15 protein-coding genes and 1 pseudogene are annotated in these 17,230 nt (G+C 46.8%); 9 read left to right on the top strand and 7 right to left on the bottom strand.

Annotated elements, in window-relative coordinates; genetic code table 11:
* Positions 1 to 9 precede the first annotated feature (9 nt).
* Positions 10 to 1,146, top strand: coding sequence for a Gfo/Idh/MocA family protein (locus tag BLS58_RS05170; protein WP_090396680.1), 1,137 nt, complete (start codon positions 10 to 12; stop codon positions 1,144 to 1,146).
* 61 nt (positions 1,147 to 1,207) lie between these two features.
* On the opposite strand, the gene BLS58_RS05165 is transcribed toward BLS58_RS05170, so the two are convergent.
* Positions 1,208 to 1,900, bottom strand: coding sequence for a helix-turn-helix transcriptional regulator (locus BLS58_RS05165; RefSeq protein WP_090396678.1), 693 nt, complete (start codon positions 1,898 to 1,900; stop codon positions 1,208 to 1,210).
* A gap of 122 nt (positions 1,901 to 2,022) precedes the next feature.
* Between BLS58_RS05165 and BLS58_RS05160 the strand changes: the two genes are divergently transcribed.
* From BLS58_RS05160 to BLS58_RS05145, 4 genes and pseudogenes are all read left to right on the top strand, one after another.
* Entirely contained in the window at positions 2,023 to 3,690 is a 1,668-nt protein-coding gene (locus BLS58_RS05160) for a flavin-containing monooxygenase (RefSeq protein ID WP_090396676.1), read from the top strand.
* A gap of 106 nt (positions 3,691 to 3,796) precedes the next feature.
* Positions 3,797 to 4,459, top strand: a pseudogene (locus BLS58_RS05155) (SDR family NAD(P)-dependent oxidoreductase); the annotation flags it as partial.
* Between the two features lie 22 nt (positions 4,460 to 4,481).
* Positions 4,482 to 5,414, top strand: a complete 933-nt coding sequence (locus tag BLS58_RS05150) for an alpha/beta hydrolase (RefSeq protein WP_090396673.1) — start codon at positions 4,482 to 4,484, stop codon at positions 5,412 to 5,414.
* Between the two features lie 132 nt (positions 5,415 to 5,546).
* Positions 5,547 to 7,217: an FAD-dependent oxidoreductase gene (locus BLS58_RS05145; protein ID WP_090396670.1), complete on the top strand. Its 1,671-nt coding sequence runs from the start codon at positions 5,547 to 5,549 to the stop codon at positions 7,215 to 7,217.
* 100 nt (positions 7,218 to 7,317) lie between these two features.
* Here the strand turns inward: BLS58_RS05145 and BLS58_RS05140 are convergent, their stop codons facing one another.
* Genes BLS58_RS05140 through BLS58_RS05125 form a run of 4 tightly spaced genes read right to left on the bottom strand, consistent with a single transcriptional unit; the run spans position 7,318 to position 10,709 of the window.
* The gene (locus tag BLS58_RS05140; RefSeq protein WP_090396668.1) at positions 7,318 to 8,187 is read right to left on the bottom strand and encodes an SMP-30/gluconolactonase/LRE family protein; all 870 of its coding nucleotides are present in this window, start codon (positions 8,185 to 8,187) and stop codon (positions 7,318 to 7,320) included.
* Between the two features lie 17 nt (positions 8,188 to 8,204).
* Entirely contained in the window at positions 8,205 to 9,176 is a 972-nt protein-coding gene (locus tag BLS58_RS05135; protein ID WP_090396666.1) for a 2-hydroxyacid dehydrogenase, read from the bottom strand.
* 22 nt (positions 9,177 to 9,198) lie between these two features.
* Positions 9,199 to 9,759, bottom strand: a complete 561-nt coding sequence (locus BLS58_RS05130; protein ID WP_090396664.1) for a cysteine hydrolase family protein — start codon at positions 9,757 to 9,759, stop codon at positions 9,199 to 9,201.
* A gap of 14 nt (positions 9,760 to 9,773) precedes the next feature.
* The gene (locus BLS58_RS05125; RefSeq protein WP_090396662.1) at positions 9,774 to 10,709 is read right to left on the bottom strand and encodes an AEC family transporter; all 936 of its coding nucleotides are present in this window, start codon (positions 10,707 to 10,709) and stop codon (positions 9,774 to 9,776) included.
* A gap of 147 nt (positions 10,710 to 10,856) precedes the next feature.
* Here BLS58_RS05125 and BLS58_RS05120 point away from each other — a divergent pair, with 147 nt between their 5' ends.
* The 4 genes from BLS58_RS05120 (at position 10,857) to BLS58_RS05105 (ending at position 15,415) form a co-directional block, all read left to right on the top strand.
* Positions 10,857 to 11,804, top strand: a complete 948-nt coding sequence (locus tag BLS58_RS05120; RefSeq protein ID WP_090396660.1) for a metal ABC transporter solute-binding protein, Zn/Mn family — start codon at positions 10,857 to 10,859, stop codon at positions 11,802 to 11,804.
* Positions 11,805 to 12,089: 285 nt separating this feature from the next.
* Positions 12,090 to 14,132 (top strand): thioredoxin domain-containing protein, encoded by a 2,043-nt coding sequence (locus BLS58_RS05115; RefSeq protein WP_090396659.1) that lies wholly within the window; start codon positions 12,090 to 12,092, stop codon positions 14,130 to 14,132.
* Positions 14,133 to 14,236: 104 nt separating this feature from the next.
* Complete coding sequence (gene resA, locus BLS58_RS05110; RefSeq protein WP_090396657.1) at positions 14,237 to 14,794, top strand: thiol-disulfide oxidoreductase ResA; 558 nt, start codon at positions 14,237 to 14,239, stop codon at positions 14,792 to 14,794.
* A gap of 42 nt (positions 14,795 to 14,836) precedes the next feature.
* Positions 14,837 to 15,415, top strand: a complete 579-nt coding sequence (locus BLS58_RS05105; protein WP_090396655.1) for a CPBP family intramembrane glutamic endopeptidase — start codon at positions 14,837 to 14,839, stop codon at positions 15,413 to 15,415.
* A 2-nt stretch (positions 15,416 to 15,417) separates the two neighbouring features.
* Here BLS58_RS05105 and BLS58_RS05100 read toward each other — a convergent pair whose 3' ends face one another.
* Together BLS58_RS05100 and BLS58_RS05095 are read right to left on the bottom strand one after the other, a co-directional pair.
* Positions 15,418 to 16,149, bottom strand: coding sequence for a (S)-benzoin forming benzil reductase (locus BLS58_RS05100; protein ID WP_090396653.1), 732 nt, complete (start codon positions 16,147 to 16,149; stop codon positions 15,418 to 15,420).
* A gap of 6 nt (positions 16,150 to 16,155) precedes the next feature.
* On the bottom strand, positions 16,156 to 16,791 hold the full coding sequence (locus tag BLS58_RS05095) for a DUF4328 domain-containing protein (RefSeq protein ID WP_090396650.1): 636 nt from the start codon (positions 16,789 to 16,791) through the stop codon (positions 16,156 to 16,158).
* Between the last annotated feature and the right edge of the window lie 439 nt (positions 16,792 to 17,230).

Here is a 17,230-nt window from a genome sequence, read left to right as displayed (position 1 = left end):
GGTGGTCTTTTGAGTGATATCAAAGTCGGATTGATCGGCTACAAATTTATGGGAAAAGCCCATACGCAAGCCTATAGAAACACCAACTTTTATTTCGAACCACAAGCTCCTTATCAATTAAAAGTGATCTGCGGCAGAAACGAAAAAAGTGTAAAGTCGGCGGCTCATACGTACGGTTGGGAGTCTTATGAAACGGATTGGCGCTCCGTTATCGAACGCGACGACATTGATCTTATCGATATCGGTACACCGAGTAATACGCATAAAGATATTGCGATTGCGGCTGCGAAAGCAGGCAAGCATGTTTTAACCGAAAAGCCGATGGCATTAAGTGTAAGTGATGCAAAAGAAATGTTGCAGGCGGTTACAGAAGCCGGTGTGCAACATATGGTTAGTTTTAACTATCGTCGCATACCTGCCATTGCCTTGGCTAAACGCTTGCTCTCTGAAGGGCGGATCGGGGACGTTTATCATATACGCGCGCACTATTTACAGGATTGGCTTGCCGATCCCCAATCTCCTTTTGCCTGGCGATTAGACAAAAATGTAGCCGGTTCCGGAGCACACGGGGACTTAAACGCCCATATTGTGGATCTGGCCCGTTATCTTGTCGGTGAATTTGCTGAAGTCATCGGCTTGTCTGAAACATTTGTAAAAGAACGTCCTGTCGATAGTGATGAGGGTAAAAGGGATGTAACCGTCGATGATACCACACTTTTTATGGCTCGATTTGACAATGGGGCTGTAGGCAGCTTTGAGGCGACCCGTTATGCTACCGGCCGCAAGAATAAAAAGTATATAGAGATTAATGGGTCCGGGGGATCGATCGTTTTCGACTTTAAAAGCATGAATGAGCTGCAATTTTTTTCAAACGAAGATGAAGAACATATACAGGGATATAAAACCATTCTTGTGACCGAACCAGATGCTCACGATTATATGAAGGCATGGTGGCCGCCCGGTCATTTAATAGGGTATGAACATACTTTTACACACCAGGCCAATGATCTTGCAAACGCGATCACACGCGAACACCCTGTTTATCCAAATTTTGAAGACGGATTACGTTGTCAACAAGTTCTGGAAGCTGTCGAGAATTCCGTGAAAACCCGGACATGGGAAATTGTAGAAAAGAGTAATGATTAAACGATTGAAGGGAATCAACGTTAAACCCGCATTATCGATGTGAAATGCGGGTTTGATTTATTCACTTAATAATTCCTTTTCTAAACAGTTCCCCGACGGCATGAGAACGATTTTGAGCCCCAAGCTTTCCTCTTGCGGATTTAACATATTGTTTTACGGTTACCTCACTGATATTTATTCTGTCAGCGATTTCTTTTGTGTTTTCTCCCCAAGAAATTCTTCTCATCACTTCTAATTCTCTTTTGCTTAATACTTGTGCATCATCTATAACACTGTCGGAGCTCTCGAGAAACTGTCCAACCAGTTTTCCATAAAGAGTGAGTGTTGAAAGCATTTTTTCATCAATGGTCGTCCCTTTTTCAAGCTCTGTTGAGCAAATAAATCCGATGACGGCTGAATCGAAACAAATTGGCACAACGACGACGGAAAGGTCATGGGAAATGTATTTACTGCTCGTCTGTTTCAGAAATTCGACACCTGAAGAATATTTAGCTTTTCTTTCACGAATGGCTGAGAAAATTACGGGCAATGACCGAATATCGTCCCTCATATAACTTATATTTTCAAAACGGTTTGAGGTTAGTGAAATAATACCTTCCCCAAAATATCCGAGAGGTGAATATCTTGATAAAAATGAATTCAAAACGGGAAAGTTCTCCATATACACTTCCAGGATTTTATACAGTTTCTCTTCATGACTGAGAGTAGTTTCTACCTTTCTAAGTTGTTCCTGAAGGAGATATTCGGGTATCATAAAAACACCTTCTTTTAGAGGAAATTATACATACAAAATAGGGAATGTTCAAATAATGGGAAAATATTTATGATTAAAATAGACTTTGAAAATGGACTATATTTATGGAGGGAGAAATAAAAATGGCATCTCACGATAAAACTCAGGCCACTAGCTTGGATGTAGTTGTCATCGGCGCTGGTTTTGCAGGATTGTATGCGCTTTATCGTTTTCGTGAGGATGGTTTTTCAACCCGCGCGTATGAGGAAGGCGAGAACGTTGGCGGTGTATGGTATTGGAGTCGTTATCCCGGTGCGCGCTGTGATTCGGAAAGCATATATTACAACTATACTTTTTCTGATGAGCTTCTTCAAGAATGGACATGGTCTTCCAGATACCCAGAGCAACCGGAAATCTTAAGTTATCTCAATTATATGGCAGACAAATTCGACCTACGTCAGGATATCCAGTTCAAAACACGCGTCACTGCTGCACATTTTGATAATGAACATAACAGATGGCAAATTTACTTGAACGATGATACCAGCATATCGGCTAAATACCTTATTACAGGTGTAGGGTGCCTCTCCGCGACTAATATCCCTGATTTTAAAGGTTTAGACTCTTTCGAGGGCGAGTGGTACCATACCGGAAACTGGCCGCATGAAAAAGTAAAATTTGATGGTAAGCGGGTTGGCGTCATCGGTACAGGTTCAAGTGGTGTTCAATCTATTCCGGTCATTGCTCAAGAAGCAAGTCACCTCACTGTCTTTCAGAGAACCCCACAGTATGCTGTCCCTGCAAGAAACCATGCGTATGATCCGAATTTCATACGGCAGACAAAAGAAAATTACAATGAAATTAAGAGAAAAATGTATAATTCCTGGGGTGCCCTTCCTTTTGTGCCACATAATCGTTCGGCACTGGAAGATACGCCGGAAGAGCGTCGAAAAGTATACGAGGATGCCTGGCAGAAAGGAGGAGAAGGGTTTGCAGCAGCAACTTATAACGATTTACTTTTTTCAGAAGAATCCAACGAAACCGCTTCCGAGTTCATCCGAAACAAAATACGCGAAACCGTCCATGACCCTGAAGTAGCCGAGAAGTTGTTACCAACACACTATTATGCGACCAAAAGGCCTATCTTGGATACTTATTATTATGAAACGTATAACCGTGACAATGTCACTTTGTTAGATGTGAAAAAAGACCCGGTTGAGGAGGTGACGCCCAGTGGTGTGAGAACCGCAGAGGCTGAATACGACCTGGATATTCTAGTTTTTGCTACCGGCTATGATGGAATGACAGGTCCCTTGTTTAAGATTGATATTCATGGAGAAGATGGGACAACACTCAAGGAAAAATGGAAGGATGGTGCAGAGACGAGAACGTATCTAGGAATGACCACCGCCGGCTTCCCAAACTTTTTCATGATTACCGGGCCTGAAAGCCCTTCTGTACTAGCCAACGTGCCTACGGCTATTGAACAACATGTTAATTGGATCGCGAATTGTATTCAATATCTTTCTGATCATGAGATTGAAAAAATTGAGGCAAAGGAAGAGGCGGAAGAGGCATGGAGTGAACATTGTAATGAAGTAGCTCAGGCAACGCTTTTCCCCAAGACAGAATCATGGTACACGGGTGCTAATATCGCCGGTAAGCCGAGTGGTAGATTCCCGATTTATCTCGCAGGTTTCCCGATATACCGGCAGAAATGTAATGAAGTTGCTGCGAACGGTTACGAAGGTTTTTGGATGTATAAAAAAGAAATGCGTAACATTGAAAAAAACCATGTCACAACGGAATAGAGTTATATAGATTAAATCAGAAAGAGTGGCCAGAGAAATGAATGTCGAAGGAAAAACAACAATTATTACAGGTGCAGGAAGCGGAATTGGATGAGCAACAGCAGAGAAATTGGGCTCTCAAGGTGTAAAACTCTTATTGCTCGATTTTAATGAAAAAACACTGGATAAAACCGTTGATGAGGTTAAACGGAAGGGCATTGAAGCTCACGGGTTTTTGGCAGACGTATCGAAGGCGGAAGATGTCAAGCGATATGTCAAGGAGGCAAAGGAGAAGTTTGGTAGAATTGACTTTTTTCACAACAATGCCGGAATCTTGCAGAAACCTTCCTTGCTTCATGGAGTAGAAGAAGCAGAATTTGATCAGGTTATGGCTGTCAATTTAAAAGGGGCTTTTCTCGGTTTGAAATACGTTCTTGAGATGATGGCCCAGCAGCAATCCGGTTCGATCGTTAATGGTTCTTCCCATGCTGGCATACGGGCCGAGCCGTATCTTGGTGTTTACGGGGCAACAAAACATGCTTTAGCCGGTATGACGTTAACAGCCGCCAATGAGTATGGTTCACAAGGTATTCGAGTAAACGCCGTTTGCCCCGGTGCCGTAAAAACTACGATGACAGACGGAATGGTTGACGATTCAGAAAACTCCAGCCCAATGCAGCGTACAGCAACTGCCGACGAAATCGCTTCAGTTGTATCATTTTTATTCTCGGACGAAGCTTCTTACGTGAACGGTGTTGTAATGCCTGTCGACGGAGGGCTGGCAGTTTAAACAGATTTAGGGAGGCGTTATAATGGAATCGAAAGTTCATCCTACTTTAAGACCTATATTTTCTGAAATGCCTGCAATGCATTTTGACCAATTAGAAGAGGTTAGAGCCGCAATGCTGGAAATGGCTATGGCAACGCCTGTAAATCAATCTGTTTCAATAACAGACAGGTTTATTCCAAGTGTTGAAGGGGCAGATGATATTCGTGTGAGAATTTATGAACCTGCCATGAAAAATGAAACCCTTGCCGGGCTCCTTTGGATTCATGGGGGCGGATATATCCTCGGTAGCCCCGAAATGCATGATAGTTTATGTCAGCGCTTTGTTACGGAAGCGGATTGTATCGTCGTATCAGTAGATTATCGATTAGCACCTGAAAGTCCGTTCCCAGTTCCTGTGGACGATTGCTATGCAGCTTTGAAATGGCTTTCCGAAAATGCAGATGAACTGTGGATAGATCCTACGCGTCTCGCTGTTGGCGGTGTAAGTGCCGGTGGAGGGTTAACAGCTGCTGTCTCACTATTGGCCAGGGATCGTGAAGGCCCTTCAATTTCATTCCAAATGCCACTTTATCCCATGATTGATGATCGTAACACGACTCCTTCAAGTTATGAAATAACGGATGAAAGGGTGTGGAATAGAGATTTAAATATTAAAGCATGGGACATGTACTTAGGAGCAGATAATAAGGAAGAAATCTCACCTTATGCAGCTCCAGCTCGTGCAACTGATTTATCAGGACTGCCTCCAACATATACTTGTGTGGGGGAATTAGACCCGTTCCGAGATGAAACGATCGATTATGTGGCAAGGCTGAACCGGGCTGGTGTCCCAACTGAATTTCACCTATATCCGGGGTGCTTCCACGGATTTGAAGGCTATATTCCTCAAGCTGAAGTCAGTCAGCGTGCTGAAACGGAATATGTTCGTGCTTTACAACAAGCTATGCAAAAATGATAGGTATTACACTCATTTCCACCAAATTAAAATATTAATAGATCTGTAAGATATATGTAAGGAGCTGTGTAGTGCGAAATATGTACTATACAGCTTGCCAAACACGAGCGATAATAAAGGAGATATGTAGCGATGGCTCAGCATTGGGATGAACAATATGATGTCGTCGTAGTCGGATCGGGAGCCGGAGGGTTAACAACTGCACTAACCGCACGCTTACGTGGTTTATCAGCTATCGTCATTGAAAAAACGGAGCTTTTCGGTGGATCAACATCAAGATCGGGTGGAACGATTTGGGTTCCAAACAACTTGTATCTACAAGAGGCCGGGGTTGAAGATACGTATGAACAAGCTAAGACTTATCTTGATTCCACTATAGGGGACCGTGTGCCAGACTCATTAAAAAACGCATATTTGTCGAAAGGGTCGGAAATGGTACAGTATTTATACGATCATGCCCGATATTTCAAATGGGAGTATACACCAAAATACTCCGACTATTATCCGGAATTGCCGGGGGGATTGGCCGCTGGCCGAGCAGTAGAAGCCCAACTTTTTGACCTGCGCAATTTGGGCGAAGATATCAATCATTTAAGGCCGTCTGGATTGCCGACAAAAGGTATGGTACTTAAATCAACCGAATTTCATAAAGTAAATATGATTACACGCACGTGGATTGGCAAAGTTAAAGCATTGAAAGTAGGGTTACGTCTCATACGTACACTACTGACTTCGTATAAGCCTACGACATTGGGTGAGGCACTTGTCGCTCGACTGTATGCCTCACTGAAAGCAGTAGAAGGTGAAGTTTGGTTGTCGACACCGTTTAACGATCTCGTATATGAAAATGGTCAAGTAACAGGGATCATTGCTGAGAAAGATGGGCAAAAAATTAACATCCAAGCTCGCCATGGTGTTGTTTTTGCTTCTGGTGGTTTTTCCCATAACCAGGAACTACGGGAGAAGTATTTGCTACATCCAACGAGCGCCGAATGGACATTAGCATCTGAAGGACAAGTAGGAGATGTCATTGAGGCAGGGGTGAAAGTAGGAGGAAAAATAGATCTGATGAATAAAATGTGGGGGACCCCTACCTCAGCACCACCTGGATCTTCGGCATTCATGCCAGTCGCAGAACGGTCCACACCAGGATTAATTATCGTCAATCATAATGGGGAACGTTACATTAATGAATCGGTTCCCTATCATGAATTTGTTGATAAAATGTATGAAAATAACACAGAAAACGCTTCAACGATTCCATCTTGGATTATATTGGATAAGCGTGTGAAGAATCGTTATCTTATATTTGGCATCATGCCTTTTCAATCTTTTCCGAAAGTGTGGTTTGAGGAGGGATATGCCAAAGCAGCCGACACCCCAGCTGAATTAGCAGAGAAAATCGACGTCCCTCCAGAGAATTTAGCGGCAACGATAGAGAGTTTTAACACTTTTGCCACTAATGGCGTTGATGAAGATTTTCAACGCGGCAAGAGTGCGTATGACCAATATTATGGCGATCCCACATTGAAAAATCCGAATTTGGCTCCGCTCAATAAGGGCCCCTATTATGCCATGCCTGTATATCCGGGAGATATCGGAACAAAAGGCGGTTTTGTCATCGATGAATCAGGGGGAGTCGTCAATAAAGAAGGGGGAACAATCAAAGGCTTGTATGCCACCGGGAACTGCACGGCCTCAGTCATGGGAGAAACTTACCCCGGACCAGGCGCAACCATAGGTGCATCTATGGTATTCGGTTATGCTGCAGCAACTCATATGGCTGAAAAAAGTGATCCTTGATGGATTCAGAAAAGCACCTGTCCGTAAACAGGTGCTTTTTACATTTGGAGCAATCGGAATTGAAATAAGAAACGGGCCCCTGACTTCACTTGATAAAGCGTTACCCCAGAAACGTATACGCCGGCAGACCCCGTACGTTCGTTTCATAGGCGAACAGTCCCCCGGCTAAAGGCTCCTTTTCCAAATCGGTGGCGGTTAAGTTTTTCCGTGCGGTGGTGATATATAGCGTTTTTAAGTCGGGACCTCCGAATGTGCAGCTCGTCACCTGGCTCGCGGGGACATCGATCGTTTCCAGCCATTCACCGGTGTCAGGATTAAAACGGCCGACGATACTACCGCCGAAAAAAGCAATCCAGAGCATGTCTTCTTCATCTATCGTCATCCCATCAGGCTTTCCTATGCCCTCGGGAACGGTGATGCACGTTTGTCCATTGCTCACAACCCCACTTGAACGTTCATAGTCAAACACGCTCACTTTCTTCGTGGGCGTGTCAATATAATAAAGTTTCGTTTCATCGAGGTTCCACGCCAGCCCGTTGGAAGTCGTAACGCCCCCGAACATTCGCTTTACTTCCAGGTCCGTATCCAGGCGGTAAAAAGCAGCCCCTCCCTTTTCCGGAGACATGGTACCGGCGTAAAAGCGGCCGACGGGATCAGGCTTTCCATCATTGAAACGCTGATCAGGCTGGTCGGGTTCAGGGTCGGTAATCGCCGTTAATGCTTCCGTGGTCTCGTCGAAAAAGAAAAACCCATTTTCCATTCCGAGCAAAAGGCCTCCGCGTTCGCGCATGGACAGGCAGCCTACTTTTTCCGGAAGGTGGTAAGCGTGGGGTTCCTCTTCGTCAGACTGCCATTTATAAATGATTTGGCCATTGATGTCGACCCAGTATAACGCTTGCTCGCCGTGATTCCATACCGGCCCTTCTCCCAGTGAAGATTTCAAATCATGGATACATCTCGCGCTGTTCATAAAAAATGCCTCCTTGATTAACGCTGCTCTTTTATGACATCCTGAGGCGTCTGGCCACTCGCGCCTTCGACCATATTAACGGCGGCTCGCATCATCATTTCTTCGTCGGTTTTTTGCGTGGCGGAGCCGATATGGGGTGTTAATGTAACATTTGGAAGGTCCAACAACGGATGATCCTTCGGCAGTGGTTCCTGTTCGAAGACATCAAGCGACGCGCTAAAAATGGATTTTTCCTGCAACGCTGCAACGAGGGCGTTTTCATCGACGACAGGCCCGCGGGCGCCATTGATTAATACGGCGCTGGATTTCATCAAACGTAATTCTTCCTCGCCGATGAGCTGTTTCGTTTCATCCGTGAGCGGCACCATGACGACAACGAAATCGGCCCGGGATAAGAGCTCGTTAAGTTCGAGGCGCACGGCGTCAAACGTTTCCTCCAGCTCCGGTTTTCTGGAGCGATTATGATAGACGATGTCCATCTCGAATCCGAAACGGGCGCGCTGGACAATTTTTTCCCCGATTCTTCCCATCCCGATAATACCGAGCGTGCTGTGATGAATATCATAGCCGTAAAACGCGCTATCCGGCTCCACCCCCCACTCTCCGGCTTTGACATATTCATGGAGTTCGGCGATGCGGCGTCCGCCGGATAATATCAACCCGAAAATCAAGTCCGCGACGGTGTCATCAAGGACATAGGGCGTGTGTGTGCCGTAGACATTATATTTTTTTAGTGCGTCGATGTCATAGCGATCATAACCGACGGAAACGGTGCTCACAGCCTTAAGGTTTTCGGTGGCCGCCAGCAGTTCTTCATCGACGGGCTGACCTGTCAGCATCGCGCCATCAGCGTTTTTCAGTTCTTCCTTTAGTCGTTCTTTCGGTATTTTTTCATTCGAGTCATTCCAGATGTTGTAATCGCAATGTTCAGCAATGTACGATTCCACGTGTTCGGGAATGGGATGAGCGATATAGACGTATGGTTTCATGGTTACCTCCGTTTTCTGTTTTTTATCCGGAAACGACGTTCGCGCCCAGGCAATCTTGAAAATGTCCGAGCGCCCACGCGTGCCCGTCGGCATTGAAACTTTGCACCGCATCTTCATGAACGGTGAGCTGAAAGCCGCGATTATAAGCGTCGACAGCCGTGTGCAGGATGCAGATGTCGGTGCAGACGCCGACGAGATGAAGGTGGGTGATGCCTCTTTCCCGCAGCTTCAGTTCTAAAGGCGTACCGGCAAATGCGCTGTAGCGTGTTTTATCCATCCAGTGGATATGCTGGGGCCATTCCTCGCCCAGATCGTCGAGGAATGTTTGTACTTGCCCGTATTGTTCACGACCTTTCGTTCCGCGGATGTTGTGGGGCGGGAAAAGCTCGGTTTCGGGATGGTATGGGTCATTTTCCTCGTGGACATCGACGGGGAAGAAAATCTCTTTTTCATTTTGATGAAAACCCTGCAGAATGGACGCCAACCTTCCCTCGATGTTTTGACCGGGTTCTCCGCACGTTAGTCTTCCGTCACTGGCCACAAAATCATTCGTGTAATCGATGACAAGCAATGCTTCACTCATGAAAATAACCTCCCTTAGGTAATTAAATTGGCATAGAGAGCGATCAATGGAATCGTCCCCAGGCAAAGAAGCGTAGAATAAATGATCACCATCACTGATTCATTTTCCTGATCGGTATACCTGGAAAACAACACCGTCGCTAACGTAAACGTCGGTAAAGGCACGAGGATGATGAAAAGTTGTATTATAAACTCATCGAAGGGCAAGAACACAATGATCGTAATGCTGAGCACCGGGATGACGATCAGGCGCATCGACAATGGGAACCATAATTGCGGAAATACGAAAGCCTGTCCTTTTTTAAAAAACGGAGGCAATAAAAAGCCGATATATAACATCGAGAGCGGCGCCGAAAGCGCTGCCAGCATCTCGGTCAGGTCCTGTAAAAGCACCGGGGCCTCCAGCCCGCTGAGTACAAACAAACCTCCGGAAACAAGGGCGATTAAGGGTCCGTTTAGCAACGCTTTCAATTGTCTGGGATCAAACTTTTCACCCGATTGTAACAAAAAAACGCCGAGTGAAAAGATGATAAGATCAAGGCCGGTCGTAAATACGGAGGCGAGCAAGCCGCCGGTCGGACCGAAAATGGTGAAACTCAGGGGGATCCCGATAAACCCGGCGTTTCCAAAGGTTGAGAGAATCGCCAGTTGCTTCGCCAGCATTGATGGAAACCGAATCATCCGGCCGATGAGAAAGGCGAAAAAAAGCGCACATAAATGGAAAATAACCGAAAAAAGAAAAATCGTTACAACTTGATTGATCACTTCACCGGTCATTTCCGTGTTGAATATCCCGTTTAAGATGATTGCGGGGACCGCTATGTTGAGAATAATACGCATAAACGTCTGTTTCGTATTTTCAGTGATGGGATATCGAAACGTGACGGCAGCGCCGAGCACAATAATGACCGCCATCGTGGCGATCGTAAACGTGACAGTTGCTACATCCATAAACGGGGCCCTTTCTGCTTTTCTATGAAGTTATGTCATTAATAGCTATTATACTAGAGACGCTTGCAAATGTTTAGGGATTGACATAAAAAGGAGATTCCTCTATTGTTTAATCGTAATGATTACAATTTATAAGGATGTTGAATGATGAAAAAGAAGGCTTATTTTATCGCTGCCATCGGTCTTTCGGGGATGTTGTTCGCGGGGTGTCAGGCGGAAAGTTCCGAAGATGAGAGTGATCCGGAGCAATTAATGATTTATACGACCGTTTTTGCCCTGGAGGATTTCGCCTCTAAAATCGGGGGAGATTACGTTGAAGCCGAAAGCATCTACCCGCCGAATGCAGATGCCCACACTTTTGAACCGTCCGCCAATGAAATGGTCGAACTCGCGGAAGGGGATGCATTTATCTATTCCGGCGTCGGGATGGAAGGATTTGTGGATACGGCTGAAGATATGCTTGGCGACGAAGACGTGGCGATGGTTCCGGCCGGGGAGGGTGTCGATCTCATCGGGGACGATCATGATCATGAACATGATCATGACCATGATCATGACCATGAACACGGCGACGGCGACCCTCATATTTTCCTCGACCCGATCCGCAGCATTGAAGTCGCGGAAAATGTGAAAAACACCCTTGTCGAATTGCACCCCGAACAAGAAGAATATTTTACGGAAAACTACGAAGTGCTTCGAGATGATTTAGAAGAACTCGATCAAGATTTGGAAAACACGTTTGCCGAAGCGGAGCGTGAGCAGATGATCGTTTCCCATGCCGCTTACGGATACTGGGAAGAGCGTTACGGGTTGGAGCAACTCAGCGTCCTCGGTCTTTCATCCACGGAGGAGCCTTCCCAGTCAGAGCTCACTGAAATCGTTGAGATCGCTGAAGAGGACGATATCGGGTACATTGTTTTTGAAAATAATGTCAGCAGTACGGTGACGGAAGTCATCCAGGAAGAAATCGGAGCCGAAAGCCTCATCCTCCGAAACCTGGAATCCGTTTCCGAAGAAGACATCGAAAACGAGGAAGATTACTTCAGCATGATGCAGATGAATATCGACACGCTGGAAACGGCGTTGAATGAGTAGGGATTAAGCGGTAAGGTGACGGTTTTTTACCGGATTGAAACGGGGGTTGGCGCCCTAACGTGTTATGGCAGAAGTCGTTAGGTCGCCAACAATGGCTTATGGTGACCTAACGCTTTGTGGCGGAAGCCGTTAGGTCGCCAACGGTTGGTTTTGACGCCCTAATGCGATATAGGGAAAGTTGTTAGGTCGTCAACGTTGGTGTATGAAGATACTAAAAGTATTTTTGTTTTCATACATAGGCAATACGGGTACAACGGATGATAAAAGGAGAAAGAAGGTGTCACAATGTCTACGCCAGAAACGCCGAACGCACTTATCCACGCGAAATCCCCCTATCTGCTTCAACACGCCCATAACCCGGTGGATTGGCATGAATGGGGAGAAGAAGCATTTGCCAAAGCGAAGGATGAAAATAAACCTGTATTTTTATCGATCGGCTACTCCACATGCCATTGGTGCCATGTCATGGCCCATGAATCGTTTGAAGATGAAGAGGTGGCTGCGCTTTTAAACAAGGATTTCATTTCCATTAAAGTGGACCGCGAAGAGCGCCCGGATATCGATTCTATTTATATGGATGCGTGCCAGGCGATGAACGGGCACGGGGGCTGGCCGCTTACGGCGTTTTTAACACCGGAACAGGCGCCGTTTTATGTGGCGACGTATCTGCCGAAAAAGAGTCTGCAGCAAATGCCGGGTATGCTCGACGCCTTGCCGCAACTCGCCGAGCAGTTTCAAAAAAACCGGGATCGCATTACCGATATCGGTGGACGTGTCCAGCAGGCGTTATCCCAGGGAATCACACAGGATCAGGAAGCCATCGGGGCACATACCCTTGAGAACGGCTACGCGGAGTTGAAAGAACACTTTGATCATACGAACGGCGGTCTGGCCGGCGAACCGAAATTTCCGATGCCGCAACACGTTTTCTATCTTTTACGCTATGCCTCCTGGGCGGATGATTCCGAAGCGTTGGACATGGCGAAAACAACGCTCACGCAAATGCGTGCAGGTGGCATTTATGATCATATTGGCGGCGGCTTCGCCCGCTACTCCGTCGATGAGCGTTGGCTCGTGCCTCATTTTGAGAAAATGCTCTACGATAACGGATTACTGGCGCTTGCCTACACAGAGTCCTATCAGTTAACGGGAGAGCCTCTGTATAAAACGACCGCAAAAGAAATTCTCGACTACATCGCGCGCGGCATGCGCGATGAAAACGGTGGTTTTTACTCGGCCGAAGATGCGGATTCCGAGGGTGAAGAAGGGAAATTTTACATTTGGTCGAAGGCGGAAATCATGGATGCCCTCGGCGATGAAGATGGCGCATTATTTTGCCACGTTTACGGCATCAGCGAAGCGGGGAATTTTGAAGGGAAGAATATCCCGAATCAATTGGATGCGGATGTAGAAGCAATCGCCACAGAGCACGACATGTCATTGGATACCCTTGAACAGCGCATGGAAGCGTGTCGCACCCACTTGTTTGATATCCGTGAAGAGCGCGTGCACCCGCATAAGGATGATAAAATCCTGACGAGCTGGAATGCTTATGCGATCGCGGCGTTTGCGAAAGCAGGAGCGGCGTTTGCTGAACCCGAATATATTGCTGTGGCTGAAGACGCCTATCAATTTCTCAATTCCACCATGTTCGTGGACGGCCGCTTAATGGTGCGTTATCGTGATGGGGAAGTGAAGGAAAAAGGGTTTATCGATGATTATGCCAATGTGATGTGGGCGAGTCTGGAACTGTATGATGCCACTTATGAGCCGAAATACCTCCAAAGCGCCCAGCAGATGGCCGAGGATATGAAGCGGCTTTTCCGGGCTGAATCCGGCGGCTTCTATTTCACGGGTACGGATGCAGAATCGCTGCTTACGCGTCCGTCATCATGGTCAGAGGGGGCAGAGCCCGCGGGCAATTCGGTGGCCGCCGTGCAAATGTTACGTCTGGCAGAAATCACAGCTGACCAGTCGCTGTTCGCTGAAGTCGATGAGCTGTTACAGGCAGCCAGTTGGCGACTGGAACATTACCCGATCGGCCATCTCCATTTATTGCAGGCTTTGCTCATGCACGAATGGCGCGGAAAAACACTCGTGATTGTAAGCGGTAATACGTCCCTGGAAGAAGACGTCGTCGTCAATCATTTAAGAACGGCGTTCAGCCCCCATATTCATCCGCTCGTGATCGCGGAAGGCGATGAAAGCATCCCGGCATTTGCCGAGGCATTCGCAACTATAGATGGCAAGACGACGTATTACCTGTGTGAAAATTTCGCCTGTCAACGGCCAACAACCGATGACGATGAAGTGCTGAAAAGCATTTAAAAAAGTTTTTATGACAATCAGCAGACAATCAGCCCGTTTACTTGATCATTTTCCTTCGTGTGTGAGATGCTTATGGTAATAATTATCATCGTAGAGGTGGACATATGGGTAAAGAGGAACGCTATAAACGTAAACGACGCCGCTTAATCATGCGCACAGCCATATTGCTCACGCTCACCCTCGGGGTTGGCTATGTGTTTTATACCAATTTCATTCAGGCTGAACCCGCCGCTGTATCCGAAGGGGAACAAGCGCCGAATTTCGCGTTGGAAAATATGGATGGCGAGCGAGTGGAGCTTGCCGATTACGAAGGACAGGGCGTATTCCTCAACTTTTGGGGGACTTTTTGCCCGCCGTGTGAAGATGAAATGCCCTATATGGAAGATCAGCACCAACAATATGCCGATGAAGATGTAGAAATTCTTGCCGTTAACGTCGGGGAATCCGAATTGACAATCGACCGGTTTGCCGAGCGCCATCAACTCACTTTTCCGCTCCTGAAGGATGAAAACCGTGATGTGCTCGACCAATATGGCGTCGGACAACTTCCCGCGACCTATCTCATCGATGAAAGCGGAGAAGTGGAACATATACGTACAGGCGGTATGAGCGAGCAACATGTCATTGATTTTATGGAAATGGTAGATCCGGCTGCTTCGTAACGGAAGCAGTCGCTCTTTTGTTTTGTTGAAGGAGGCCACTTAATGGGAACGACAGATTCACGCCTGCTAATAGCCGTGTGGCAAGGGTTTGGCTTTATGGTTCTAGCCGGGCTTATTCTATGTGTTATTTTTCGGTGGGGAGAAGTCATCCCTTTTATAGCCGGGCTTTTTAGCCTGGAATCCTTTGGTATTGATGTCGTAATCGGCCTCGCTAGCGGTGCCCTCATGGCCTTGATCGTCACGGTCATCATGAAAGTGTCGAAAATGGAGTTGCCGGAAAATGAATTGACCCAGATGCTGAAAAGAATCATACATATGCGCGGGGGTATTGTAACCATCGCCCTTGGCGCAGGTTTTGCCGAAGAATTTTTTTTCCGCGGCGTCCTCATGGGTTTGGTCATCGATCACTGGAATACAACGCTCGTCCTTGTTTTAAACGCGCTTGTTTTCGCGGCTCTGCACATTCCACAGTATAAAGGAAAAATCTTAATGCACGCGATCGTCTTTATCATGGGGCTATGGCTTGGGGCCTTATTTTTGCTCAGTCACACGCTGTGGGCGCCGGTGGCTGCCCACGCGCTTTACAATGCTATTCTCGGCTGGCACTTGCGCGCCAATTAGGCCTATAAATATTCCCGAATATCAAGCAGTTTTCCGTTAGTGGCTTTGCGATCAGCGAGCAAACGCAGCATGGCTGCTGCTGTAACGTCAGGGTCGCTGAGGCTGCCCTGTTTTTTGTAGTCGCGAAACTTATCCACGTGTTTAAAGGATTCTTTCGATGTGTCGCGAATCGTCGACTGCATGTCTGTATCCACAATCCCCGGAGCAACGGCAAGAAAGCGGGCGGGATTCGCGGCGTCTTCTTGTTCGAGGGCGGCGGTTTTCGTATACATATCCAGCCCCGCCTTCCCGGTGCAATAGGCACTCCAGCCTTCCATCGGGCTTTTGCCGGCTCCGAAACTAATGTTTAAAACCGTCCGGTGCACGGACAACGACGAACTGTGTTGCAAAAACTCCCGAGCCGCGATCATGGGCGCGCTCACATTTACGGCGATGCTTGTCGCGATCTCATCGGGGTCATTCTCAGCCGCCGGTCCCACCGGAGAAACAAGGCCTGCGTTGTTAATCAGGGTTACGGATGTACATGTGTCTCCATCGATACTTGCAAAGATGTCCCGAAAAGTATGAACGAGGGCTTGCACATCGCCGATGTCAACCTGGTAGCTGTATTGGTTTTTCGTTGCGGGTATTTCCGAGCGCGCGAGCGCATGCACGGTCGCACCGTCTTCGAGAAAAGCCCGGCTCATCGCTGCCCCTAACCCTCGCGATGCGCCCGTAATAATGACGTGTTCCATTTTTCATCACTCCTCTTTAATTTCAACTTGTTGATTCGTGAGTCGGGAAATAACCATCCACACGAGACACCCCGACAGAAAAAGCGTAAATTCGGAGACGCCCGTCGTCAATGCATCATTTCGCAACGTTTCCACCGTAGCTCCTTCTTCGGAAAAGAAACCGCGGGTAGCCGCCATTAACATGGAAAACAAAAACAGTAACCACCAGGAGACAAGCCACACGTTTTTCGTTTGAACATTAAGCTGGGCCGCTTGTGATTTCGCGAGTTGTACGAGCGAAACGAGGGGCATGAAAAAGTTAATAAACGGAATGATATAAGCGGAAATGGCCCACCCCGGTGAAGAGATATTCCCGTCCAGTTGCAACGCATGGGCATTCTCATGCATCCGATAAACCCATATCAAAAAAAATACGGCGGTAACGATAAACAAAAGCATACGAGGCATGACGATCACAAGGGAAAGCAATCCCAGTGTTTGCATCGTGTCGTTGCTTAAATCTTCGGGCGTTGCCCGGGGATCATAATCGGCAAGCACATACCATTCATAGAAACTGGAGATCGAAAAAGCAAAGGCAAAAAGCGTGGTTATCAACATCAAAGCCAATAAACGTTTTTTTGCCCCGGAAGGATCTTGATACATCACGATCGACACCTTTGTAAAGAAAATCACGTTATGAAAAATATATCAGAATGGAAAGGAAAATGCAGCCGCAGCCTCCTCGCTAAAGAAAACTTGGCTTATCGCCAAGCCTGGCGAAAGCCTTAGTTGCACTTATGCATGATAAGAAAGTTATACTTTTGTATGAAAACAACCATTATTGGAGCAGCGCAAACCAATCAGTATAACCAACATATGTCACGATTATACTTTTTGCGCTAAATCAGTTGTTTTCATGATAGATGGTGGCGGTATGCTCAGCCGCCATGATGGTTTCTTATCTGCTAAAAAAGCCTCTCATAAGCTCTCAAGTGCGCCCCTATGATGTATCTTCTCGTATGCTAAATAAAACGCTTTAGTCTCTTGATCGATTTTGATTAATGTTTTGCGGTGGATGCATCGCGACGGCCTCAAATCATAC

This window comes from Natribacillus halophilus (assembly GCF_900100185.1).
Classification (GTDB): Bacteria; Bacillota; Bacilli; order Bacillales; family Marinococcaceae; genus Natribacillus; species Natribacillus halophilus.
Note: the sequence above shows the minus strand (reverse complement) of the source record. Positions and strands in the feature narration are given on the sequence as shown.

Excerpts from the sequence above, each read along its gene's own strand:
- BLS58_RS05165 (WP_090396678.1), bottom strand. The coding sequence starts at position 1,900 with ATGATACCCGAATATCTCCTTCAGGAACAACTTAGAAAGGTAGAAACT.
- BLS58_RS05160 (WP_090396676.1), top strand. The coding sequence starts at position 2,023 with ATGGCATCTCACGATAAAACTCAGGCCACTAGCTTGGATGTAGTTGTC.
- BLS58_RS05150 (WP_090396673.1), top strand. The coding sequence starts at position 4,482 with ATGGAATCGAAAGTTCATCCTACTTTAAGACCTATATTTTCTGAAATG.
- BLS58_RS05145 (WP_090396670.1), top strand. The coding sequence starts at position 5,547 with ATGGCTCAGCATTGGGATGAACAATATGATGTCGTCGTAGTCGGATCG.
- BLS58_RS05140 (WP_090396668.1), bottom strand. The coding sequence starts at position 8,187 with ATGAACAGCGCGAGATGTATCCATGATTTGAAATCTTCACTGGGAGAA.
- BLS58_RS05135 (WP_090396666.1), bottom strand. The coding sequence starts at position 9,176 with ATGAAACCATACGTCTATATCGCTCATCCCATTCCCGAACACGTGGAA.
- BLS58_RS05130 (WP_090396664.1), bottom strand. The coding sequence starts at position 9,759 with ATGAGTGAAGCATTGCTTGTCATCGATTACACGAATGATTTTGTGGCC.
- BLS58_RS05125 (WP_090396662.1), bottom strand. The coding sequence starts at position 10,709 with ATGGATGTAGCAACTGTCACGTTTACGATCGCCACGATGGCGGTCATT.
- BLS58_RS05120 (WP_090396660.1), top strand. The coding sequence starts at position 10,857 with ATGAAAAAGAAGGCTTATTTTATCGCTGCCATCGGTCTTTCGGGGATG.
- BLS58_RS05115 (WP_090396659.1), top strand. The coding sequence starts at position 12,090 with ATGTCTACGCCAGAAACGCCGAACGCACTTATCCACGCGAAATCCCCC.
- resA (WP_090396657.1), top strand. The coding sequence starts at position 14,237 with ATGGGTAAAGAGGAACGCTATAAACGTAAACGACGCCGCTTAATCATG.
- BLS58_RS05105 (WP_090396655.1), top strand. The coding sequence starts at position 14,837 with ATGGGAACGACAGATTCACGCCTGCTAATAGCCGTGTGGCAAGGGTTT.
- BLS58_RS05100 (WP_090396653.1), bottom strand. The coding sequence starts at position 16,149 with ATGGAACACGTCATTATTACGGGCGCATCGCGAGGGTTAGGGGCAGCG.
- BLS58_RS05095 (WP_090396650.1), bottom strand. The coding sequence starts at position 16,791 with ATGTATCAAGATCCTTCCGGGGCAAAAAAACGTTTATTGGCTTTGATG.